This window comes from Duganella sp. GW821-FHT07F09 (genome assembly GCF_059418705.1).
Genome location: NZ_JBWKQJ010000001.1, coordinates 836,193 through 852,930, shown reverse-complemented (window position 1 = coordinate 852,930; position 16,738 = coordinate 836,193). Strand labels below are relative to the sequence as shown.

Below are 16,738 nucleotides of genomic sequence, written 5' to 3'. Positions count from 1 at the left end.
ATTACGCTGCGCTAATCCGCCCTACGTGGTTTAGATGGAAGCTTATTCTCGCGCGCAGCGTCTCAGCTGCGCTCGCGCAGGATGCGGTTGACGCCCACCACGCGGCGCACGTTGCGCAGCAGGCCCGCCAGGTGCACGCGGTCCTTGACCTGGATCGTGAAGCGCAACTGGTGCAGCACGTGTTCCTTGTCCTCGTCCATGCCGACGTAGGTGATGTTGGCGTCGGCCTCGCCGATCTCCGCCGCGACGCGCGCGAGGATGCCTTTTTCGTTGTTGATCAACAGTTTGATGCGGCTGTCGAAACGGCGGTTCAATTCCGCGCCCCACTTGACGGCGATCCAGCGGTCCGGTTCCTTGATCTTCTGGCGCTTGGCCAGGGTGCAGTCGTTGGTGTGCACCAGCAGGCCCTGGTCGCGGCGCAACTGGCCGACGATCGAGTCGCCCGGGATCGGCAGGCAGCACGGCGCCAATTGCACCGACACGCCCTCGCTGCCGCAGATCGTCACCGGATCGAGTTCGGCGGCGCTGTTGTGGTCCACCGGTGCGCTGGCCGATTCGCCGCCGCGCAGGCCGAAGATGTGGCGCGCCACCAGCGCCGCCATGCGTTTGCCGATGCCGATGTCGGCATACAGTTCGTCGAGCGACTTGGCGCTCGATTCGTTGAGCAGCCGTTCGATCAGGTGGTCTTCCAGGTCGGCGCTCATGCCCAGCGACGTCAGCGCCTGCGACAGCAGCTGCTGGCCGAGCGTGATCGATTCCGGCAGGTTGATGGTGCGCAGATGGTGGCGGATCGCCGAGCGCGCCTTGCCGGTGCGGACGAACGACAGCCACGTCGGGCTGGGGCGCGACGACGAGTCGGTGACGATTTCGACGATGTCGCCGTTGCGTAGCTCCGTGCGCAGCGAGGCCGGCTCGTTGTTGATGTTGACCGCGATCGTGTGGTCGCCGATGCCGGTGTGGATCGAGTAGGCGAAGTCGATCGGCGTGGCGCCGCGCGGCAGCGCGATGATCTTCGATTTGGGCGTGAACACGTAGACCGAATCGGGGAACAGGTCGACCTTGACGTGTTCGAGGAATTCGGCCGAGTCGCCGGTCTGCTGCTGGATGTCGAGCAGCGACTGCAGCCACGCGTGGGTGCGCTGCTGCAGGTCCGACAGGTTCGACTCGCCGTTCTTGTACAGCCAATGCGCGGCCACGCCCGATTCGGCGGTGCGGTGCATCTCCTGGGTGCGGATCTGGAACTCGACCGGCGTGCCGTATGGGCCGATCAGGGTCGTGTGCAGCGACTGATAGCCGTTCAATTTGCGGATCGCGATGTAGTCCTTGAACTTGCCCGGCATCGGCTTGTACAGCGAGTGCAGGGTGCCCAGCGCGACATAGCAGTTCGGGAAGCTGTCGACCACCACGCGGAAGCCGTAGACGTCGAGCACCTGCGAGAACGACAGGTGCTTGCTGCGCATCTTCTTGTAGATGCCGTACAGGGTTTTCTCGCGGCCGTAGACCTCCGCCTCGATGTCGGCGATCTGCAAGGTGGTCTTGACCGAGTCGAGGATCTTCGACACCACCTCGCGGCGGTTGCCGCGCGCCGCCTTCACGGCCTTTGCCAGGGTGCGGTAGCGCAGCGGATACAGATGCGAGAACGACAAGTCCTGCAGCTCGCGGTAGATGTTGTTCAGGCCGAGGCGGTGCGCGATCGGCACGTACACTTCCATCGTCTCGCTGGAGATGCGCGCCTTCTTGGCCGGCGCCATGACCTCCATCGTGCGCATATTGTGCAGACGGTCGGCCAGCTTGATGAGGATGACGCGCACGTCCGACGCCATCGCCAGCAGCATCTTGCGGAAGTTCTCCGCCTGCGCCTCGATCTGGCTTTGGAACTCGATTTTCTCCAGCTTCGACAGGCCGTCGACCAGGTTCGCGACCGGCGCGCCGAAGCGCTCGATCAACTCGTCCTTTTTGACGTCCTGGTCTTCCATCACGTCGTGCAGCAGCGCGGCCATGATGGCTTGCGCGTCGAGCTTCCAGTCGGCGCAGATCTCGGCCACGGCGATCGGATGCGAGATGTACGGCTCGCCCGATTTGCGCACCTGCCCCAGGTGCATCTCGTCCGAGAAACGGTACGCTTCCTTGACCTTTTTGAGGTCGGCGGGTGTCATGTACTCGGCCAGTTTTTCGGTCAGGTGCGTGACGGACGCGACGCCGGCGGTCAGGGTGGGCGTGGCCAGGGGCGACGAGGAAATCACTGGTTGAACGGGGGCTGGTGCGGAGGAGGCGATGGTCGAGACGGTGCTGTCGCCCGCGTTGGCGCCCGACGTGGCTGCGGCCGGCGCTTTGGCCGGCTGCTTGCCCGGTTGCTTGGACCGGGGCTTGCCGCTAAGTGTCGGATCGGCGGGGATCAGATTCATACGTGTGCGTTCCGTCGTAATGAGAATGTCAATGTAAATACTACCTGATGGCGTGCGCTATTGCTCAACCGCTGCTCAATTGCTGCCAACGCCCATCATTCACATTGTTCGGGAACGCGGGCCCAACTTACATTGGGACCTTTTTCAACATTTCCAGACCGACCTTGCCGGCGGCGATTTCGCGCAGCGCGACGACGGTCGGCTTGTCCTTGGCTTCCACTTTAGGGGTGTGGCCTTGCAGCAGTTGGCGTGCGCGGTAGGTCGCGGCCAGGGTCAGCTGGAAACGGTTCGGAATGGTTTTGAGACAATCTTCAATAGTAATACGGGCCATCTTAACTCCTAAAATCTTGTGTATTTATTCAGCGTGGATACCCAATTGGGCAAATAGCGAGGTGTTGCGTGCCGCTTGTTGCGCAAACCGGCAACGGGCCGCTCTGACAATCGCCGTCAATTCAGACAGGGCGACCGCGAATTCTTCATTGATAATAGCATACTCGAACTCGGGAGCGTGGGCGATTTCGCCGCCGGCCGCCAGCAGTCTGCGCGTGATCACGTGGGCCTCGTCGGTGGCGCGTTTTTTCAACCGTTGTTCGAGCGCGTCGATCGACGGCGGCAGGATGAAAATGCCGGCCGCCTGCGGGAACTGCTTCTTGACCTGGCGCGCGCCCTGCCAGTCGATTTCGAGCAGGATGTCGGTGCCGGTTTTCATCTGCTGCTCGACCATGATGCGCGAGGTGCCATAGTAGTTACCGTGCACTTCGGCCCACTCCAGGAACTCGCCGGCGTCGGCGCGCGCGACGAAATCCTCGGCGTTGGTGAAGTAGTATTCCTTGCCGTGGGTTTCACCCGGACGCGGCGCGCGCGTGGTGGTCGAAATCGACAGTTTGATCGTCGGTTCCTGCGCCAGCAGCGCGTTGACCAGCGTCGACTTGCCGGCGCCCGATGGCGCCACCACCATGAACAGGCTGCCGGCGAATGCGTTGGATGAGTTCATATCTGACTTTCAAATGCGTATGCGGGCAGCGCCCAAAGACGTATTTTACCAAGAGCAATGGCCGGCATTCAATTCGGCTTTCAATTTGCGTTCAATCGGGCCGCGCTCACAGCAGTCCGATCAAGTGCTGGGCGGCGGCGGGCGCGCGTTCCTTGGCCCCGTTGATGAAGTAGACGAACACCGCGCGCGCCTTGTCGCCGGCCTTGGATGTCGAAGGCGGCGGCTCCGCATACGGCAGTTCCGGCGGCAGCGCGCCGGCCTGCCATTGCTGCGCGACCGCCGCCCATTTCTTCAGCGCCGGCTTGGTGTAGCCGGTCACTTGTTCGCTTTGCGCGTTCATCAAGCGGGCGTAGACGAAATCGCCGGTGACGTCGGCGAAGGAGGGGAATTTGGGCGAGTCGGTGAACACGCTGGCGACCTTGTACTTGCGCGCCAGCTTGACGTAGTCGGCGCACATGAAGCTGTCGTGGCGGGTGTCGAGCACGTGGCGCAGCTTGCACGTGCCCAGTTTGGCCGGCAGCAGTTTGAAGAACGCTTCCAGGTCGTCCGGATCGAACTGTTTGGTCGGCGCCAGTTGCCATAGCAGGGGGCCGAGTTTGTCGCCCAGTTCCGCCAGGCCGCTGCCGATGAAGCGTTCGATCGATTCGCCCGCCTCGCCCAGCACCTTGCGGTTGGTGGCGTAGCGGCTGGCCTTGACGGAGAAGATGAAATCGTCCGGCGTTTGCGCGTTCCACGAGGCGAAATGTTCGGGCTTGGCGGTGCGGTAGAAGGTGCCGTTGATTTCGATGCTGGTGACGTGCCGGCTGGCGTATTCGAGCGCCTTTTTTTGCGGCACGTCCTTGGGATAGAACGTCTCTCGCCACGGCGCGAAATCCCAGCCGCCGATGCCCACCCGGATAGTCGATTTTGCGTTCGATGCGGCCATGCGTGCTCCTCGAAAGTCGTTGCAAGATCGTGGCCGGAATCGGCGCCGCGCCGACTAAGGTCGGCGTTCCTCGACGATGGCCACGCCCCAGGGCTCGAGCTCCAGCGCCTGGCCGCGCTTCACCGCGCGTCCCGACAGCAGCTCGGTGCCGTTGGCGTAGGTGTAGCTGACGCGCTGCGGCTTGGCCGAATAGTTTAGCAAGTAACGCACCCCGTTGCCGTTCTGTAGCGTGCCGCCACGGACGATGAGCGGGTAGCGCGCCTGCGGCAGCGCGATGCCGGCGCGTTCCACCTGCTCGGCCACGATCTTGCCGATCACCGCGTCGGTCGGCATGAAGCCGACGTACGTCACCTCGCCGCTGCCGTAGCTGTTGCGCGTGACGGCCGCGTAGTTCGGCCACGACGGATGCTTGTAGCGCGCCAGCACCTTGGCGGTGGTCGGCGTCGCGAACTCCATCCACCAGCGCGCCTGGTTGTCCTGCTTGCCGACCTTGAACGGATCGCCGTCCAGCGTCACATCCACCGGGTTGGTGAACTGGCTGTAACGCACACCCGCCGCCTCGCTGATGGCCCCCGGCTGCACCGCGTAGCGCACCTTGGTGTTCTCGTCGGAGAAGCCGCTGCGGAAGGTGTACAGCACGCGCCCGCCGGCCTTGGCGTAGTCGTTCAGTCTGGCGATCTCGGCGTCGCTGGCCGCGTACAGCGACGGTACCACGATGAGTTTGTAGTCCGACAGCGCGGCGGTGGACGATGGCGACAGGATGTCGGCTTCGACGTTCATCCGGTACAGCGCGTCGTAGTAGGGGCGCACCGCCTCGTTGTAGCTCAAGCTCTTGCCCGCCACGTTGACCTTGAAGGCGTCGAAGCCGGCCTGCGCGGTGTTGCTGACGTACAGCGCGACCTGGTTTTTCTTGCGCAGGTTGACCAGTTTCGGTCCCAGCCTTTGCAGGTCGGCGCCGATGGTCTTGGCCTCGGCGTAGACCTCGTTCGGCTGGTAGTCCTGCGACAGTACCCCGCGCCAATAGGTCTCGATGGCGTTGGCGGTGGTCGCCCAATGCCAGTAAGCGACCATGTTGGCGCCGCTGGCCAGGTGGCTGAACGCCTGCAGGCGCAACTGGCCGGGGTAGGGCGTCCAGTGAGAGAAGCCTTGCGCCTGCGTCTCCATCACCAGATAGTTCTGGCCGTTGCGCAGCGAGCGGGTCAGGTCGCCGCCGAAGGCGATCTCGGCGCCGGTCAGCTTGTCCTGGCTGGGGTGGTAGATGTCGATGCCGGCGACGTCGAGCGGTTTGGCGGCCTCCCAGTGGTTGACCTCGGGCTGCACGCCGTACGAATGGTCCTTCCAGCCCAGATCGAAGTTCTGGGTGATGAACTGCTCGGGGCGGGCGCGGGCGCGCACCAAGCCGGCCTGCCAGGTCAGGTACTCGGTGACCAGGCCGCGCTGGAAGTCGGCGAAGGCGTTGGACAGGCTGGCGTTGATGGAGCCGTTCACCGACGGGAAATCCTCCCAGCTATTGATGCGGTTGCTCCAGTAATCCAGGCCGAAGGCTTTGTTGAGTTGTTCCAGGTCCGGAAACTTCTTGCGCATGGCGGCCACGAAGGCGGCCTGCACGTTCGGGCCGCTGGTGAAGTAGGCCTTGGTCTCGTTGTCGACCTGGTAGCCGATGACGGCCGGGTGGTCCTTGACGTGGTCGATCAGCTTGACGATCACCCGTTCGGCGGCGCGGCGGAAGTCCGGGTTGGTGATGTCCATGTTCTGGCGCGGGCCGTAGTCGGCCCGGCCTTTGGGGGTGGTCACCAGCACGTCGGGATGCTGGCGCGCCAGCCAGGTGGGGATGGCGTAGGTCGGCGTGCCGACGATAACCTTGATGCCGGCCTTGTCGAAGGCGGCCAGCATGCGGTCGACGTGGGTGAAGTCGAACACGCCTTCGCTGCGTTCCAGCGTGCCCCAGGTCGATTCGGCGATGCGCACGACGCTGATGCCGGCTTCCTTCATCATGCGCACGTCCTCGTCGATCCTGTCGACCGGGGTGTACTCGTCGTAGTAGGCGACGCCGAACAGCACGGTTTCCGGCAGTTTTGGCGCGGCGATGGCGGCCGATTGCGACCATGTCAGCGCGACGGCGATGGCGAGCGCGGCCCGCGTGAATTGTCCCGGGTAGGCCATTCAGTCTCCAATTGGTTTTGTTATCGACAACTTTCGAACATACCATACATTATTGCTCCTCCGCCGGGCCGATACTCGCGGCGAGGGCTTTTGGTTTGGCAAACAGCCCCAATTATAAGAGTCTCAACATTCCCACAGGATAGAACATGTCAGATCTGATTATTGTCGCCACCATTACCGCCCATTCGGGTTCCGAGCTGCTGGTGCGGTCCGCGCTGGACCAAATCGTGCCGCCGAGCCGCGCCGAAGCGGGCTGCATCCGCTACGACCTGCATCAGGATCTGGGCGATCCGGCGACCTTCGTCATGCTGGAAGCCTGGGACGACGCCGAAGCGCATGCGCTGCACGAAACGACGCCGCATTTTCTGGAGCTGGTCAAGACCATCGGCGAGGTGGCCGACATCAAGGTCACAAAGCTGAATCAATTACTGTAATTTTTGAGGGGCTAGTGGCGGTTCGTGGCGGATTACGCCGTGCCGGCTAATCCGCCCTACGTGGAACCGTGGTCCGCAGACAATGGCATCACCGGATATTTCAATCGCGTGCGGCGACCGCAACACGTGCCGGATATCTGAAACACGTAGGGCGGATTAGCGCAGCGTAATCCGCCATGCTCCGTCGGCGGCTAAACGCGGCAGGGTACTCAGCTGCCGCCACCGGCGAACGTACGGGTGACGCGTTCCAGGTGCTGGCGCATCGCCTTGCGCGCGCCGGGGGCATCCCGCGCGGCGATGGCGTCGTGGATCGCGCGGTGGTCCGACAAGGTCGAGATGCGCAGTTCCTCGGTCCGATAGTGCTGCTTCAAGCGATGCCACAGGCTGCTGCGCTGGCGCCAAAGGTAGTCGATCACGCCCACCAGAGCCGTGTTGCCGGTCGCGCGCGCGATCGCCAGATGAAAATTGCGGTCGGCCTGCTCGTTGCTGGAGCGGTCCTCGTGGCTGCGCTCCATCTCCAGCAACGCCGCCAGGATGGCGCTCAGCGCGTCGGGGGAGGCGTTCTTCGCGGCCATCGCCGCCACCTCGGTCTCGATCACGCCGCGCGCGGACAGTACTTCGAACGGTCCCGGGCCGGCTTCAGGCACTTCGGCCAGGGAGGTCGCACGTTCGCTGACATACACCCCGGAACCCCCGCGCACCTCGACCACGCCGCCCAGCTCCAGCGCGATCAGCCCTTCGCGCAATGAGGCGCGGCTTACCCGCAGCGACGCCGCCAATTCCCGCTCCGACGGCAGTCGCTCGCCGGGTTCCATCCGCTGCTCCCGTATCAGCTCCTGGATGCGCTCGGCCACCACCCGGTACATGCGCGGTTCGGCCGGGCGCGTGGCCTGTGGCTGAAAGCCGTTCATGCCGCCACCGTCCGCGCGATGCCGTAGAAGCGCACGGCGTTCCGGCCGAATACCGCGTCCCGCTGTGCCGGGTCCAGATGGGCGAGCAGCGCTTCGCTGGCATCCACCCACGCCGTGTAATCGGCCGCCAGCCGCAGCACAGGCCAGTCGCTGCCCCACATCACGCGCTCCGGCCCGAACACCTCCAGCACATGGCGCGCATAGGGCGCCAGTTGTTCCACCGTCCAGCCGGGGCCCGCCTCGGTGACCATGCCCGACAGCTTGCATTCCACCTGCGGCTCGGCGGCCAGGCGCTCCATGTCGTGCAGCCAGCGCGCGTCGGCAACGGCGCCCATGACCGGCTTGGCCAGATGGTCGATCACGATCGGCAGCCCGGGGTGGCGGCGCGCGAACGCCAGCAGCGACGGCAGGTGGCGCGGCAGCACCAGCGCGTCGAAGCGCAGGCCGTGGCGCAGCATGGCGTCGACCGCCGGCGTGACGGCGGGATCGTCGATCCAGCCGTCGTCGTCGAGGTCCTGCAGCATGGGCCGCAGGCCGCGCAGCTTGGGATGGGCGGCCAGGGCGGCGATGCGCCCGGCGGCGTCGGGCGCCTTCAGGTCCACCCAGCCCACCACCGCGCCGATGAAGGCGTGGCGGTCCGCCAGGTCCAGCAGGAAGCGGGTGTCCGCCTCGTCGGGCAGGGATTGCACCAGCACCGTGGCGGCGACGCCGTTTTGATACAGCAGGTCGGCCAGATCGTCCGGGTGGAAATCGCGATGGATGGGCGCGAGCGACGGCGGCGGCCATGCGCCGGCGCGCGCGGCCAGTTGCCAGAAATGCTGGTGGGCGTCGACGCGCCCGGACCTGGATCGAATTGGATCGCGCCCGCTCATGCCGCCGCCAGTCTCAGCGCCGCGCGCAGGCGCGGCTGCGCCAGCGGCAATTGCAGCTCGTTGGCCAGCGCCACCACGGGGCGCAGGCGGCGGCGTTTCTTTTCCTCGTGGTTCTGGGCGATGTCCGCCAGCCGGTGGGCGAGAAAGGGATTGCAGAAGCGATCGCGCACCTGCGCCAGGTAGTCCCGCGCGGTGTCGGCCTCGCCCAGCGCGTCGAACACGGGCAGCACCTCCTGTTCCCACAGCGCTTCGAGCTCGGCGCGCGGTTTGGGATCGGACATGGCCTGCAGCACCGTCTCGTCCTTCGGCCGCTGGTACTGCAGCCAGTGCTCGGCCAGGAAGGTGTGGCCCAGGTTGAGCAGGAACAGCTTGCGCCGCTCGTACGGTTCCAGCTTGTCCGTGACGACGATTTGCGGATGGGTGCATGGCAGCACCATCTTCCTTTTCGCTTCGATCACCCAGATGGCGTAAGGTTCGGCGACCGCGCCGGCCGGCTCGATCGCCTCGGAGACGATGCGGTCCACCAGCGAATTGACCCACACGCAGCCCGTGCCCAGATAGGCGATGAAGCCGCCGTCCAGGCCCCACGAGCGGGCCAGCTGGCGCACCACGTCGCGCAGCACGTCGCCGTTGTTGGTGACCAGCTCGCACGGGTAGAGCGTCACCGGCGCCGCGCCGCGCACGTAGCGCTGGTGCAGCAGCACCAGCAGCTTCGCGGGGAAGCCGCGCGGCGCCGTCGGCGCTTCCAGCAGCGCGGGTCCATCATGGTCGGAGAGTTCGTAGCCACGGTCGCCGGTGTTCGAGACGATCACCCGTACCGAGGTGGCGGCCAGTTCGCGGATCGCGGCCCAGTCGCGGTCCGCGTGCAGTCCAGTTTCGATCGCCGTGACGCGCTGCTCCTGCTCGATCACCATGTCACCGGCGCGGCCGCGAATGCGCACCGGGTAGCCCCCAGGCGCGTTGAAGGCCTCCACCCGTCTGGCGCTGGCGCGGCTGTCGGTGGTTTGCACCACGGTGATCCGGCCCAGCGCCTGTCCTTGTTCCAGCGCCTGGTGGACGAACAGGTCCACGTGCGCCTGCAGGAAGCGGCTGGTGCCGAATTGCAGTATGGGCGACGTCATTTACACCTCGACGATGGCTTTGATGACGCCGGCCGCCGGGTCCATCCAGCGCGGTAGCACGTCGATGAATTCAGCCAGGGTGGCGCGGTGCGTGTTCATCAAACCGGTGGGCACATGGCCGGCCTTCATCGCCGCAAGCACCGTGCGGAAGTCCTCGGCGGTGGCGTTGCGGCTGCCCAGCAGGCTGGTCTCGCGCTTGTGGAATTCGGGATCGGCGAAGGAGATGCGGTCCAGCACGATCGACACCAGCACATACGTGCCGCCGTGGGCGACGAATTCCAGGCCGCGCTCCATCGCCTTGACGTTGCCGGTGGCGTCGAACACGACGTCGAAAAAATCGCCGCCGGTCAGCGCCGACAGGCGGTCCTTGTCTTCGCCGTCGACCGCGACCGTCTGTTCGATGCCCAGCGCGGTGCGGCAAAACGCCAGGCGGTCCGCGCGTCCGTCGAGCACCGTCACGCCGCCGCCGTTGAGGCGGGCGAAGAGAGCCACGGCGATGCCGATCGGACCGGCGCCGACCACCAGCACCTTGTGGCCGGCGCCCACGCCGCCCCGGCGCACGGCGTGGGCGCCGATGGCCAGGAATTCCAGCATGGCCGCGTCGTCGAGGGAGATGCCGTCGGTCTTGAACACGAAGCGCTCGGGCAGCGCCAGGTACTCCGCCATGCCGCCGTCGCGGTGCACGCCCAGCACCTGGATGTTGGTGCAGCAGTTGGTCTTGCCCTGGCGGCAGGCCACGCAGGTGCCGCAGGACAGGTAGGGCATCACGTACACCTGGTCGCCGGGCGCCAGCTCGCTGCCTTCGGGCGCGGTGACGATCTCGCCGGACAGTTCGTGGCCCATCACGCGCGGATATTGCAGGAAGGGCTGGGTGCCCCGGAAGATATGCATATCGGTGCCGCACAGGCCGATGCGGCGCACGCGCAGCAGCACCTCGCCGGCCGCCGCCCGGGGTAGCGGACGCTCCACCAGTTCCAGCGCGCCCGGGGACAGGCAGACAACGGTTTTCATCATGAGATTTTCCGGGTAAGGATAGTGATATGTTAAGTTATACCTTGAGTGTATCGAATATATCAAGTACATTCGAGTATTAAATTTTATACGTTCTATTATGTTTTTGAGTGATTTACATTTTTATCGCCAATAATCGCAAGGTTTGCGATATATTGAAAACACTTGATTTTTACTCATCCCATACCGACCCGGAGAAGCACCCATGCCAGATACCCAGGCGTCGCGCCTGCTATTGATGTCGCCGGAAGACAACTGCCTGATCGCGCGCGTCCCGCTGGCGGCCGGCGAGGCGCTGGAGATCGACGGCGCGCCCGTCATCCTGCCGGAGGACGTCCCGCTGGGCTACAAGGTCGCGCGCGGCGCGCTCAAGGCCGGCGACAAGGTGCTGCGCTACGGCGCCATCATCGGCACCGTGACAGCCGACGTGGCGTCCGGCGCCATGCTGCACACGCATAACCTGGTCAGCGACTACATCCCGACCTACACCCTGGCGTCGGACGCCCATTCCTTCATCGGGAGCACCCACTGATGACCAACACCTCCCTGCCGGCGCTGCATGGCTATCCGCGCGCCGACGGCCGCAAGGGCATCCGCAACGTCGTCGTCGTGGCCTACACCGTCGAATGCGCCCACCACGTGGCGCGCCTGATCGTCAACGCGTTTCCCGGCGAGGAGGTGCACCTGATCGGCTTCCCCGGCTGCTATCCGAACGACTACGCCGATACGATGATGCGGCGCCTGGTCACCCACCCCAACGTCGGCGCCGCGTTGATCGTCTCGCTCGGCTGCGAGAGTTTCAACCGGCGCGGCCTGGAGGAGGAGGCCGCCGCCAGCGGCCGGCCGGTGCACACACTCACCATCCAGCAGAACCGGGGCACGCGCACCAGTGTCGCCGACGGCATCGAATGGGTGCGCTGGGCGCGCGAGGCGCTGGCGCCGCAACAGCGCGTGCCGATGCGCCTCGACGAACTGGTGGTGGCCACCATCTGCGGCGGCTCCGACAGCACCAGCGGCATCACCGCCAACCCGGCCGTCGGCGTGGCCTTCGACCAGCTGGTCGCGGCCGGCGCCGCCTGCATCTTCGAGGAGACCGGTGAACTGGTGGGCTGCGAGTTCCACATGAAGCGGCGCGCCGCCACGCCGGAGCTGGGCGACGCCATCGTCGCCTGCGTGAACAAGGCGGCGCACTACTACACGGTGCTCGGCCACGGCAGCTTCGCCCCCGGCAACGCCGACGGCGGCCTGACGACGCAGGAGGAAAAGTCGCTCGGCGCCTACGCCAAAAGCGGCGCCTCGCCGATCAGCGGCATCCTCAAACCGGGCGACCAGCCCGAAGGCGGCGGCCTGTATCTGCTGGACGTGGTGCCGGACGGCGAGGTGCGTTTCGGCTTCCCCAATATCTCGGACAACGCCGAGATCGTGGAACTGATCGCCTGCGGCGCCCACCTCACGCTGTTCACCACCGGGCGCGGCTCGGTGGTCGGCTCGGCGATCGCGCCGGTGATCAAGGTGTGCGCAAACCCGGCAACCTACGAACGCCTGGCCGAGGACATGGACGTCAACGCCGGCCGCATCCTCAACGGCGAGGCCACCTTGGAGCAGGTCGGCAGCGAGATCGTCGAACTGGTGGTGGGCGTGGCCAACGGCGCGCAGAGCTGCTCGGAGGCGCTGGGGCACCAGGAGTTCATCCTCACCTATAAGCAGTTCGAAGCGTCCGGTCCCGGATGCTTCCCCTTGAAAGCGGCCTAGCATGGAGGCCAATCCGCACCCGGGCGCGCCGCGCAAGCTGGCGCGCCGCGACATTGCGCTGACCGGCCTGGGGCTGGGCTGCGCGCAGCTCGGAGGGCTGTACCAGGCCGTCGGCGAGGCCGATGCCCGCGCCATCGTCGATGCCGCGTGGGACCTGGGCATCCGCTATTTCGACACCGCGCCTTATTACGGCTACACGCTGTCGGAGCGGCGGCTGGGCGAGGCGCTGCGCGCGCGCGCGCGCGACGGCTATGTGCTCAGCACCAAGGTGGGTCGCCTGATGCGGCCCGACGCCGGTGTGGAGCCCGGCGAATCCGGCTGGGCCGAGCCGTTGCCGTTCCGGCCGCACTACGACTATTCGTACGACGGCGTCATGCGCTCGCACGAGGACAGCCTGCAGCGCCTGGGCGTGGACCGCGTCGACATCCTGTACGTGCACGATATCGGCCGCGCCACCCACGGCGACCTGCACGCGCGCTATTGGGAGCAGTTGACGGACGGCGGCGGCTTCCGCGCGCTGACGGCACTGCGCGACGAGGGGGCGGTCGGCGCCATCGGCCTTGGCGTCAACGAATGGGAGGCGGTCGCCGAGGCGATGGAGGTGTGCGATCTCGATTGCGCGCTGCTGGCCGGGCGCTACACGCTGCTCGAACAGGGCGCGCTGGCGCTGCTGGACGCCTGCGCGCGGCGCGGCGTCGGCATCGTGATCGGCGGTCCGTTCAACTCCGGCATCCTGGCCGGCACCCGCAAATTCAACTACGAGGACGCGCCGGCGCACATCGTCGACCGCGTCGACGCCATCGCGGCGGTGTGCGCGCGGGCCGGCGTGCCGCTGCAGGCGGCCGCGCTGCAGTTCCCGATGGCCCATCCGGCGGTGGTGTCGTGCATCCCCGGCGCCCAAAGCGCTGCGCAGTTGCGCCAGAACGCGCAGTGGTTCGCGCGGCCGCTGCCCGCCGCCTTGTGGGACGCGCTGGCGCGCGATGGATTGATCGCCGCCGGCGCGCCCACGCCCAAGGGCGCGTGAGCTTCGCCGTATTTACCCGTTTTTACCCGATTGTTTCAAGCTGTTTTGACGTGACGTATAAAGGAAACCAATGAAATTGCTGCGCTTCGGCCCCAAGGGCCACGAAAAACCAGGCCTGTGCGACGCTCAAGGCGTCGTGCGCGATTTGTCCGTCGCGCTGCCGGACCTGACGTCGGCCTACCTAGGCAAGAACAGCCTGAAGCTGCTGGCCGCGATCGATCCGGCGTCGCTGCCGGTGGTCGCCGAACCGGGCCGCCTGGCCCCCATCGTGGCCGACATCGGCAAGCTCATTTGCGTGGGCCTGAACTATTCGGACCACGCGGCCGAATCGGGGATGGACGTGCCGGCCGAGCCGGTGCTGTTCACCAAGGCCACCAGCGCCATCATCGGCTGCAACGATCCGGTGGTGCTGCCGCGCGGCTCGGTCAAGAGCGATTGGGAAGTGGAGCTGGGCGTGGTGATCGGCACCCGCGCGCGCTACGTGGACATCGGGAACGCGCTCGACCACGTGGCCGGCTATTGCGTGGTCAACGACCTGTCCGAGCGCGAGTACCAGCTCGAACGCGGCGGCCAGTGGGACAAGGGCAAGGGCTGCGACACCTTCGGTCCGGTCGGACCGTGGCTGGTCACCACCGACGAAGTGCCGGACCCGCAGAACCTGGCCATGTGGCTGGACGTGAACGGCAAGCGCTACCAGACCGGCAACACCCGCACGATGGTGTTCACGGTGGCCCACCTGGTCAGCTACATCAGCCGCTTCATGACGCTCAACCCGGGCGACGTGATCAGCACCGGCACGCCGCCCGGCGTCGGCCTGGGGCAAAAGCCGGAGCCGATCTACCTGCGCCCGGGCGACCGCATGGCGCTGGGCATCGAGGGCCTGGGCCAGCAAAACCAGACCGTCCACGCCTGGAATCCGGAGCTGATCGACAATTAAAGTCCACGGCGCACAAAAAAACCAGGCGCCGCAGGGATACAAGCAGGGATACAAGATGGAGACAACAAGGCAATGACCGAACAATCCAACCGGCAGACCTACAAGTTCGCCTTCGTGATGATCACCTCGCTGTTTTTCATGTGGGGCTTCGTCCATAACCTCGATCCGATCCTGATTCCCCATCTGCGGAAATCGTTCAGCCTGACCGTGCTGGAGGCCGCGCTGGTCGATTCGGCGGTGTTCATCGCATATTTCGTGATGGCGCTGCCGGCCGGCCTGTTGATCCGCAAGGCCGGCTACAAGAACACCATGCTGTGCGGCCTGGGACTGTTCGCGGTCGGTGCGCTGCTGTTCATCCCGGCCGCCGACACGCACCGCTATATATTCTTCCTGGGCGCCTTGTTCGTCATCGCCTGCGGGCTGACGGTGCTGGAAACGGCGGCCAATCCCTATGTCACCCTGCTGGGCAAGCCCGAGCGCGCCACCCAGCGCTTGAACCTGGCGCAATCGTTCAACGGCCTGGCCGCCATGCTCGCGCCCATCGCCGGCGCCCGCCTGATCCTGGTCGAGGGCCACAGCGACGCGCAGTTGCAGGCCATGTCCGAAGGCGCGCGCCAGGCCGCGCTGGCGACGGAGGCGGCCAGCGTCAAGGGGCCCTACCTGGCGATCGCGCTGGTCATCGCCGCCATCGCGGTGGTGTTCTTCTTCCTCAAGGTGCCGGCCATCGGCGCCGCCGCCGACAACGTCCAGCCGGCGCCCGCCAAGGGGGCGGTCATGCGGGCGTGGCGGCGTTCGTCGATCCGGCGCGCCGTCGTCGCGCAATTCTTCTATGTCGGCGCGCAGGTGTGCGTGTTCAGCTTCTTCATCCTGTACGCGACCAGGGCGGCCGGCGTGTCGCAGATCGCGGCGGCCGATTACCTGGGCTGGGGCTGCGGCACCGCGTTCGTCGTCGGCCGATTCGCCGGCACCTGCCTGATGAAATACATCGCGCCGGCGCGCCTGCTGCTGGTCTATTCGCTGGCCAGCGTGGCGCTGTGCGCGGTGGCGATGTTCGCCAGCGGCACCGCCAGCCTGGTGGCGGTGATCGGCATCGCGTTCTTCATGTCCATCATGTTCCCCACCATTTTCTCGCTCGGCATCCGCGATGCCGGCGCCGACACCGAGATGGGCAGCAGCTTGATCGTCATGTCCATCGTCGGCGGCGCGGTGCTGCCGCTGCTGTTCGGCGCCATCAGCGACATCACCCACAATCTCCAGTACGGCTACGCCGCGCCGCTGTTGTGCTTTCTCGTGATCGGCTGGTTCGCGCGGAACGTGCTTCAGGCAGCGCCGGCGGAGGCAACCGCCACATCGACAGGGAGCATCGCACATGTTTGAACTGACCGGCAAAACGGCCGTCGTCACCGGCGGCGGCAGCGGCATCGGCCGCGCCATCGCCATGCTGTTCGCACGGCGCGGCGCGTCGGTGCACATCCTCGACATCGGCGCGGACGCGGGCGCGCAAGTGCTGCGCGAGATCGCGGAGGAGGGCGGCCGCGCCGCCGCGCAGACCTGCGACGTGACGCAACAGGCGCAGGTGCGCGCTTGCTTCGCGGCGATCGGGCCGATCGACATTCTGATCAACAACGCAGGCGTCGCGCATGTCGGCAAGGCCGACAACACCGCCGAAGAGGACTTCGACCGCGTCATCGGCGTCAACGTCAAGGGCGCCTACAACTGCCTGCACGCGGCGATACCGCTGCTCAAGGAGAACGGCGGCGGCGTCATTCTCAATATGGCGTCGGTGGCGGCGTGGGTGGCGGTGCCGGAGCGCTTCGCCTATTCCACCGCCAAGGGCGCGGTGATGGCGATGACCCTGTCGGTGGCGAAGGACTATCTGGGCGACGGCATCCGCTGCAATTCGATCTCGCCGGGCCGCGTGCACACCCCGTTCGTCGACGGCTTCCTGGCCAAGAACTACCCTGGCCAGGAGGCGGAGATGTTCGAGCGGCTGTCGAAGACGCAGCCGATCGGCCGCATGGCGCGGCCGGAGGAGGTGGCCGCGCTGGCGCTGTACCTGTGCAGCGACGAGGCTTCCTTCATCACCGGCAGCGACTATCCGATCGACGGCGGCTTCATCACGCTCAACGCCTGAGCGCGGCTCGGCTTGGCGCGGCGCGGCATTTTTTACAAAACATGGAACAAGGACG

Annotated in this window: 16 protein-coding genes; 7 read left to right on the top strand and 9 right to left on the bottom strand. The window is 66.0% G+C overall.

Translation table 11 applies throughout. The annotated features are described in order from the left end of the window. Positions 1–62 precede the first annotated feature (62 nt). From AC07P1_RS03910 to AC07P1_RS03890, 5 genes are all read right to left on the bottom strand, one after another. Entirely contained in the window at positions 63–2,405 is a 2,343-nt protein-coding gene (locus tag AC07P1_RS03910; protein ID WP_494694587.1) for a RelA/SpoT family protein, read from the bottom strand. 127 nt (positions 2,406–2,532) lie between these two features. Beyond that, positions 2,533–2,736, bottom strand: a complete 204-nt coding sequence (gene rpoZ, locus AC07P1_RS03905) for a DNA-directed RNA polymerase subunit omega (RefSeq protein ID WP_008451304.1) — start codon at positions 2,734–2,736, stop codon at positions 2,533–2,535. A gap of 24 nt (positions 2,737–2,760) precedes the next feature. Continuing rightward, on the bottom strand, positions 2,761–3,399 hold the full coding sequence (gene gmk, locus AC07P1_RS03900) for a guanylate kinase (protein WP_494694586.1): 639 nt from the start codon (positions 3,397–3,399) through the stop codon (positions 2,761–2,763). 106 nt (positions 3,400–3,505) lie between these two features. Continuing rightward, a complete protein-coding gene (locus tag AC07P1_RS03895; protein WP_494694585.1) occupies positions 3,506–4,324 on the bottom strand; it encodes a DUF72 domain-containing protein in 819 nt (272 codons plus the stop codon). Positions 4,325–4,378: 54 nt separating this feature from the next. Further along, a complete protein-coding gene (locus AC07P1_RS03890) occupies positions 4,379–6,487 on the bottom strand; it encodes a beta-galactosidase (RefSeq protein WP_494694584.1) in 2,109 nt (702 codons plus the stop codon). Between the two features lie 146 nt (positions 6,488–6,633). On the opposite strand from AC07P1_RS03890, the gene AC07P1_RS03885 reads away from it, so the two are divergent. Beyond that, positions 6,634–6,921, top strand: coding sequence for a putative quinol monooxygenase (locus AC07P1_RS03885; protein WP_494694583.1), 288 nt, complete (start codon positions 6,634–6,636; stop codon positions 6,919–6,921). A 209-nt stretch (positions 6,922–7,130) separates the two neighbouring features. Here the strand turns inward: AC07P1_RS03885 and AC07P1_RS03880 are convergent, their stop codons facing one another. From AC07P1_RS03880 to AC07P1_RS03865, 4 genes are read right to left on the bottom strand one after another with little or no spacing between them, the layout of a single operon-like run. Continuing rightward, positions 7,131–7,832, bottom strand: a complete 702-nt coding sequence (locus tag AC07P1_RS03880) for a FadR/GntR family transcriptional regulator (RefSeq protein WP_494694582.1) — start codon at positions 7,830–7,832, stop codon at positions 7,131–7,133. After that, a complete protein-coding gene (locus AC07P1_RS03875) occupies positions 7,829–8,704 on the bottom strand; it encodes an amidohydrolase family protein (protein ID WP_494694581.1) in 876 nt (291 codons plus the stop codon). Before AC07P1_RS03875 ends, AC07P1_RS03880 begins: the two co-directional genes overlap by 4 nt. Next, positions 8,701–9,825, bottom strand: coding sequence for a mannitol dehydrogenase family protein (locus tag AC07P1_RS03870; RefSeq protein WP_494694580.1), 1,125 nt, complete (start codon positions 9,823–9,825; stop codon positions 8,701–8,703). The genes AC07P1_RS03875 and AC07P1_RS03870 overlap by 4 nt, the downstream gene beginning before the upstream one ends. After that, positions 9,826–10,836: a zinc-binding alcohol dehydrogenase family protein gene (locus AC07P1_RS03865; protein ID WP_494694796.1), complete on the bottom strand. Its 1,011-nt coding sequence runs from the start codon at positions 10,834–10,836 to the stop codon at positions 9,826–9,828. A 205-nt stretch (positions 10,837–11,041) separates the two neighbouring features. On the opposite strand from AC07P1_RS03865, the gene AC07P1_RS03860 reads away from it, so the two are divergent. From AC07P1_RS03860 to AC07P1_RS03835, 6 genes are all read left to right on the top strand, one after another. Continuing rightward, positions 11,042–11,368 carry a UxaA family hydrolase gene (locus AC07P1_RS03860; protein ID WP_494694579.1) on the top strand — a complete coding sequence of 109 codons (327 nt, stop codon included), beginning with the start codon at positions 11,042–11,044 and terminating at the stop codon, positions 11,366–11,368. Then, positions 11,368–12,588 carry a UxaA family hydrolase gene (locus tag AC07P1_RS03855; protein ID WP_494694578.1) on the top strand — a complete coding sequence of 407 codons (1,221 nt, stop codon included), beginning with the start codon at positions 11,368–11,370 and terminating at the stop codon, positions 12,586–12,588. Before AC07P1_RS03860 ends, AC07P1_RS03855 begins: the two co-directional genes overlap by 1 nt. A 1-nt stretch (position 12,589) precedes the next feature. Further along, positions 12,590–13,612 carry an aldo/keto reductase gene (locus AC07P1_RS03850; RefSeq protein WP_494694577.1) on the top strand — a complete coding sequence of 341 codons (1,023 nt, stop codon included), beginning with the start codon at positions 12,590–12,592 and terminating at the stop codon, positions 13,610–13,612. A 70-nt stretch (positions 13,613–13,682) separates the two neighbouring features. Then, positions 13,683–14,549: a fumarylacetoacetate hydrolase family protein gene (locus tag AC07P1_RS03845; RefSeq protein ID WP_494694576.1), complete on the top strand. Its 867-nt coding sequence runs from the start codon at positions 13,683–13,685 to the stop codon at positions 14,547–14,549. A 72-nt stretch (positions 14,550–14,621) separates the two neighbouring features. Then, entirely contained in the window at positions 14,622–15,926 is a 1,305-nt protein-coding gene (gene fucP / locus AC07P1_RS03840; RefSeq protein ID WP_494694575.1) for an L-fucose:H+ symporter permease, read from the top strand. After that, positions 15,919–16,683 carry a glucose 1-dehydrogenase gene (locus tag AC07P1_RS03835; RefSeq protein ID WP_315221672.1) on the top strand — a complete coding sequence of 255 codons (765 nt, stop codon included), beginning with the start codon at positions 15,919–15,921 and terminating at the stop codon, positions 16,681–16,683. Before fucP ends, AC07P1_RS03835 begins: the two co-directional genes overlap by 8 nt. Positions 16,684–16,738 lie beyond the last annotated feature (55 nt).

What these genes read in the sequence shown, in the direction of transcription:
- AC07P1_RS03910 (WP_494694587.1), bottom strand. Translation starts at nt 2,405, where the DNA reads ATGAATCTGATCCCCGCCGATCCGACACTTAGCGGCAAGCCCCGGTCC.
- rpoZ (WP_008451304.1), bottom strand. Translation starts at nt 2,736, where the DNA reads ATGGCCCGTATTACTATTGAAGATTGTCTCAAAACCATTCCGAACCGT.
- gmk (WP_494694586.1), bottom strand. Translation starts at nt 3,399, where the DNA reads ATGAACTCATCCAACGCATTCGCCGGCAGCCTGTTCATGGTGGTGGCG.
- AC07P1_RS03895 (WP_494694585.1), bottom strand. Translation starts at nt 4,324, where the DNA reads ATGGCCGCATCGAACGCAAAATCGACTATCCGGGTGGGCATCGGCGGC.
- AC07P1_RS03890 (WP_494694584.1), bottom strand. Translation starts at nt 6,487, where the DNA reads ATGGCCTACCCGGGACAATTCACGCGGGCCGCGCTCGCCATCGCCGTC.
- AC07P1_RS03885 (WP_494694583.1), top strand. Translation starts at nt 6,634, where the DNA reads ATGTCAGATCTGATTATTGTCGCCACCATTACCGCCCATTCGGGTTCC.
- AC07P1_RS03880 (WP_494694582.1), bottom strand. Translation starts at nt 7,832, where the DNA reads ATGAACGGCTTTCAGCCACAGGCCACGCGCCCGGCCGAACCGCGCATG.
- AC07P1_RS03875 (WP_494694581.1), bottom strand. Translation starts at nt 8,704, where the DNA reads ATGAGCGGGCGCGATCCAATTCGATCCAGGTCCGGGCGCGTCGACGCC.
- AC07P1_RS03870 (WP_494694580.1), bottom strand. Translation starts at nt 9,825, where the DNA reads ATGACGTCGCCCATACTGCAATTCGGCACCAGCCGCTTCCTGCAGGCG.
- AC07P1_RS03865 (WP_494694796.1), bottom strand. Translation starts at nt 10,836, where the DNA reads ATGAAAACCGTTGTCTGCCTGTCCCCGGGCGCGCTGGAACTGGTGGAG.
- AC07P1_RS03860 (WP_494694579.1), top strand. Translation starts at nt 11,042, where the DNA reads ATGCCAGATACCCAGGCGTCGCGCCTGCTATTGATGTCGCCGGAAGAC.
- AC07P1_RS03855 (WP_494694578.1), top strand. Translation starts at nt 11,368, where the DNA reads ATGACCAACACCTCCCTGCCGGCGCTGCATGGCTATCCGCGCGCCGAC.
- AC07P1_RS03850 (WP_494694577.1), top strand. Translation starts at nt 12,590, where the DNA reads ATGGAGGCCAATCCGCACCCGGGCGCGCCGCGCAAGCTGGCGCGCCGC.
- AC07P1_RS03845 (WP_494694576.1), top strand. Translation starts at nt 13,683, where the DNA reads ATGAAATTGCTGCGCTTCGGCCCCAAGGGCCACGAAAAACCAGGCCTG.
- fucP (WP_494694575.1), top strand. Translation starts at nt 14,622, where the DNA reads ATGACCGAACAATCCAACCGGCAGACCTACAAGTTCGCCTTCGTGATG.
- AC07P1_RS03835 (WP_315221672.1), top strand. Translation starts at nt 15,919, where the DNA reads ATGTTTGAACTGACCGGCAAAACGGCCGTCGTCACCGGCGGCGGCAGC.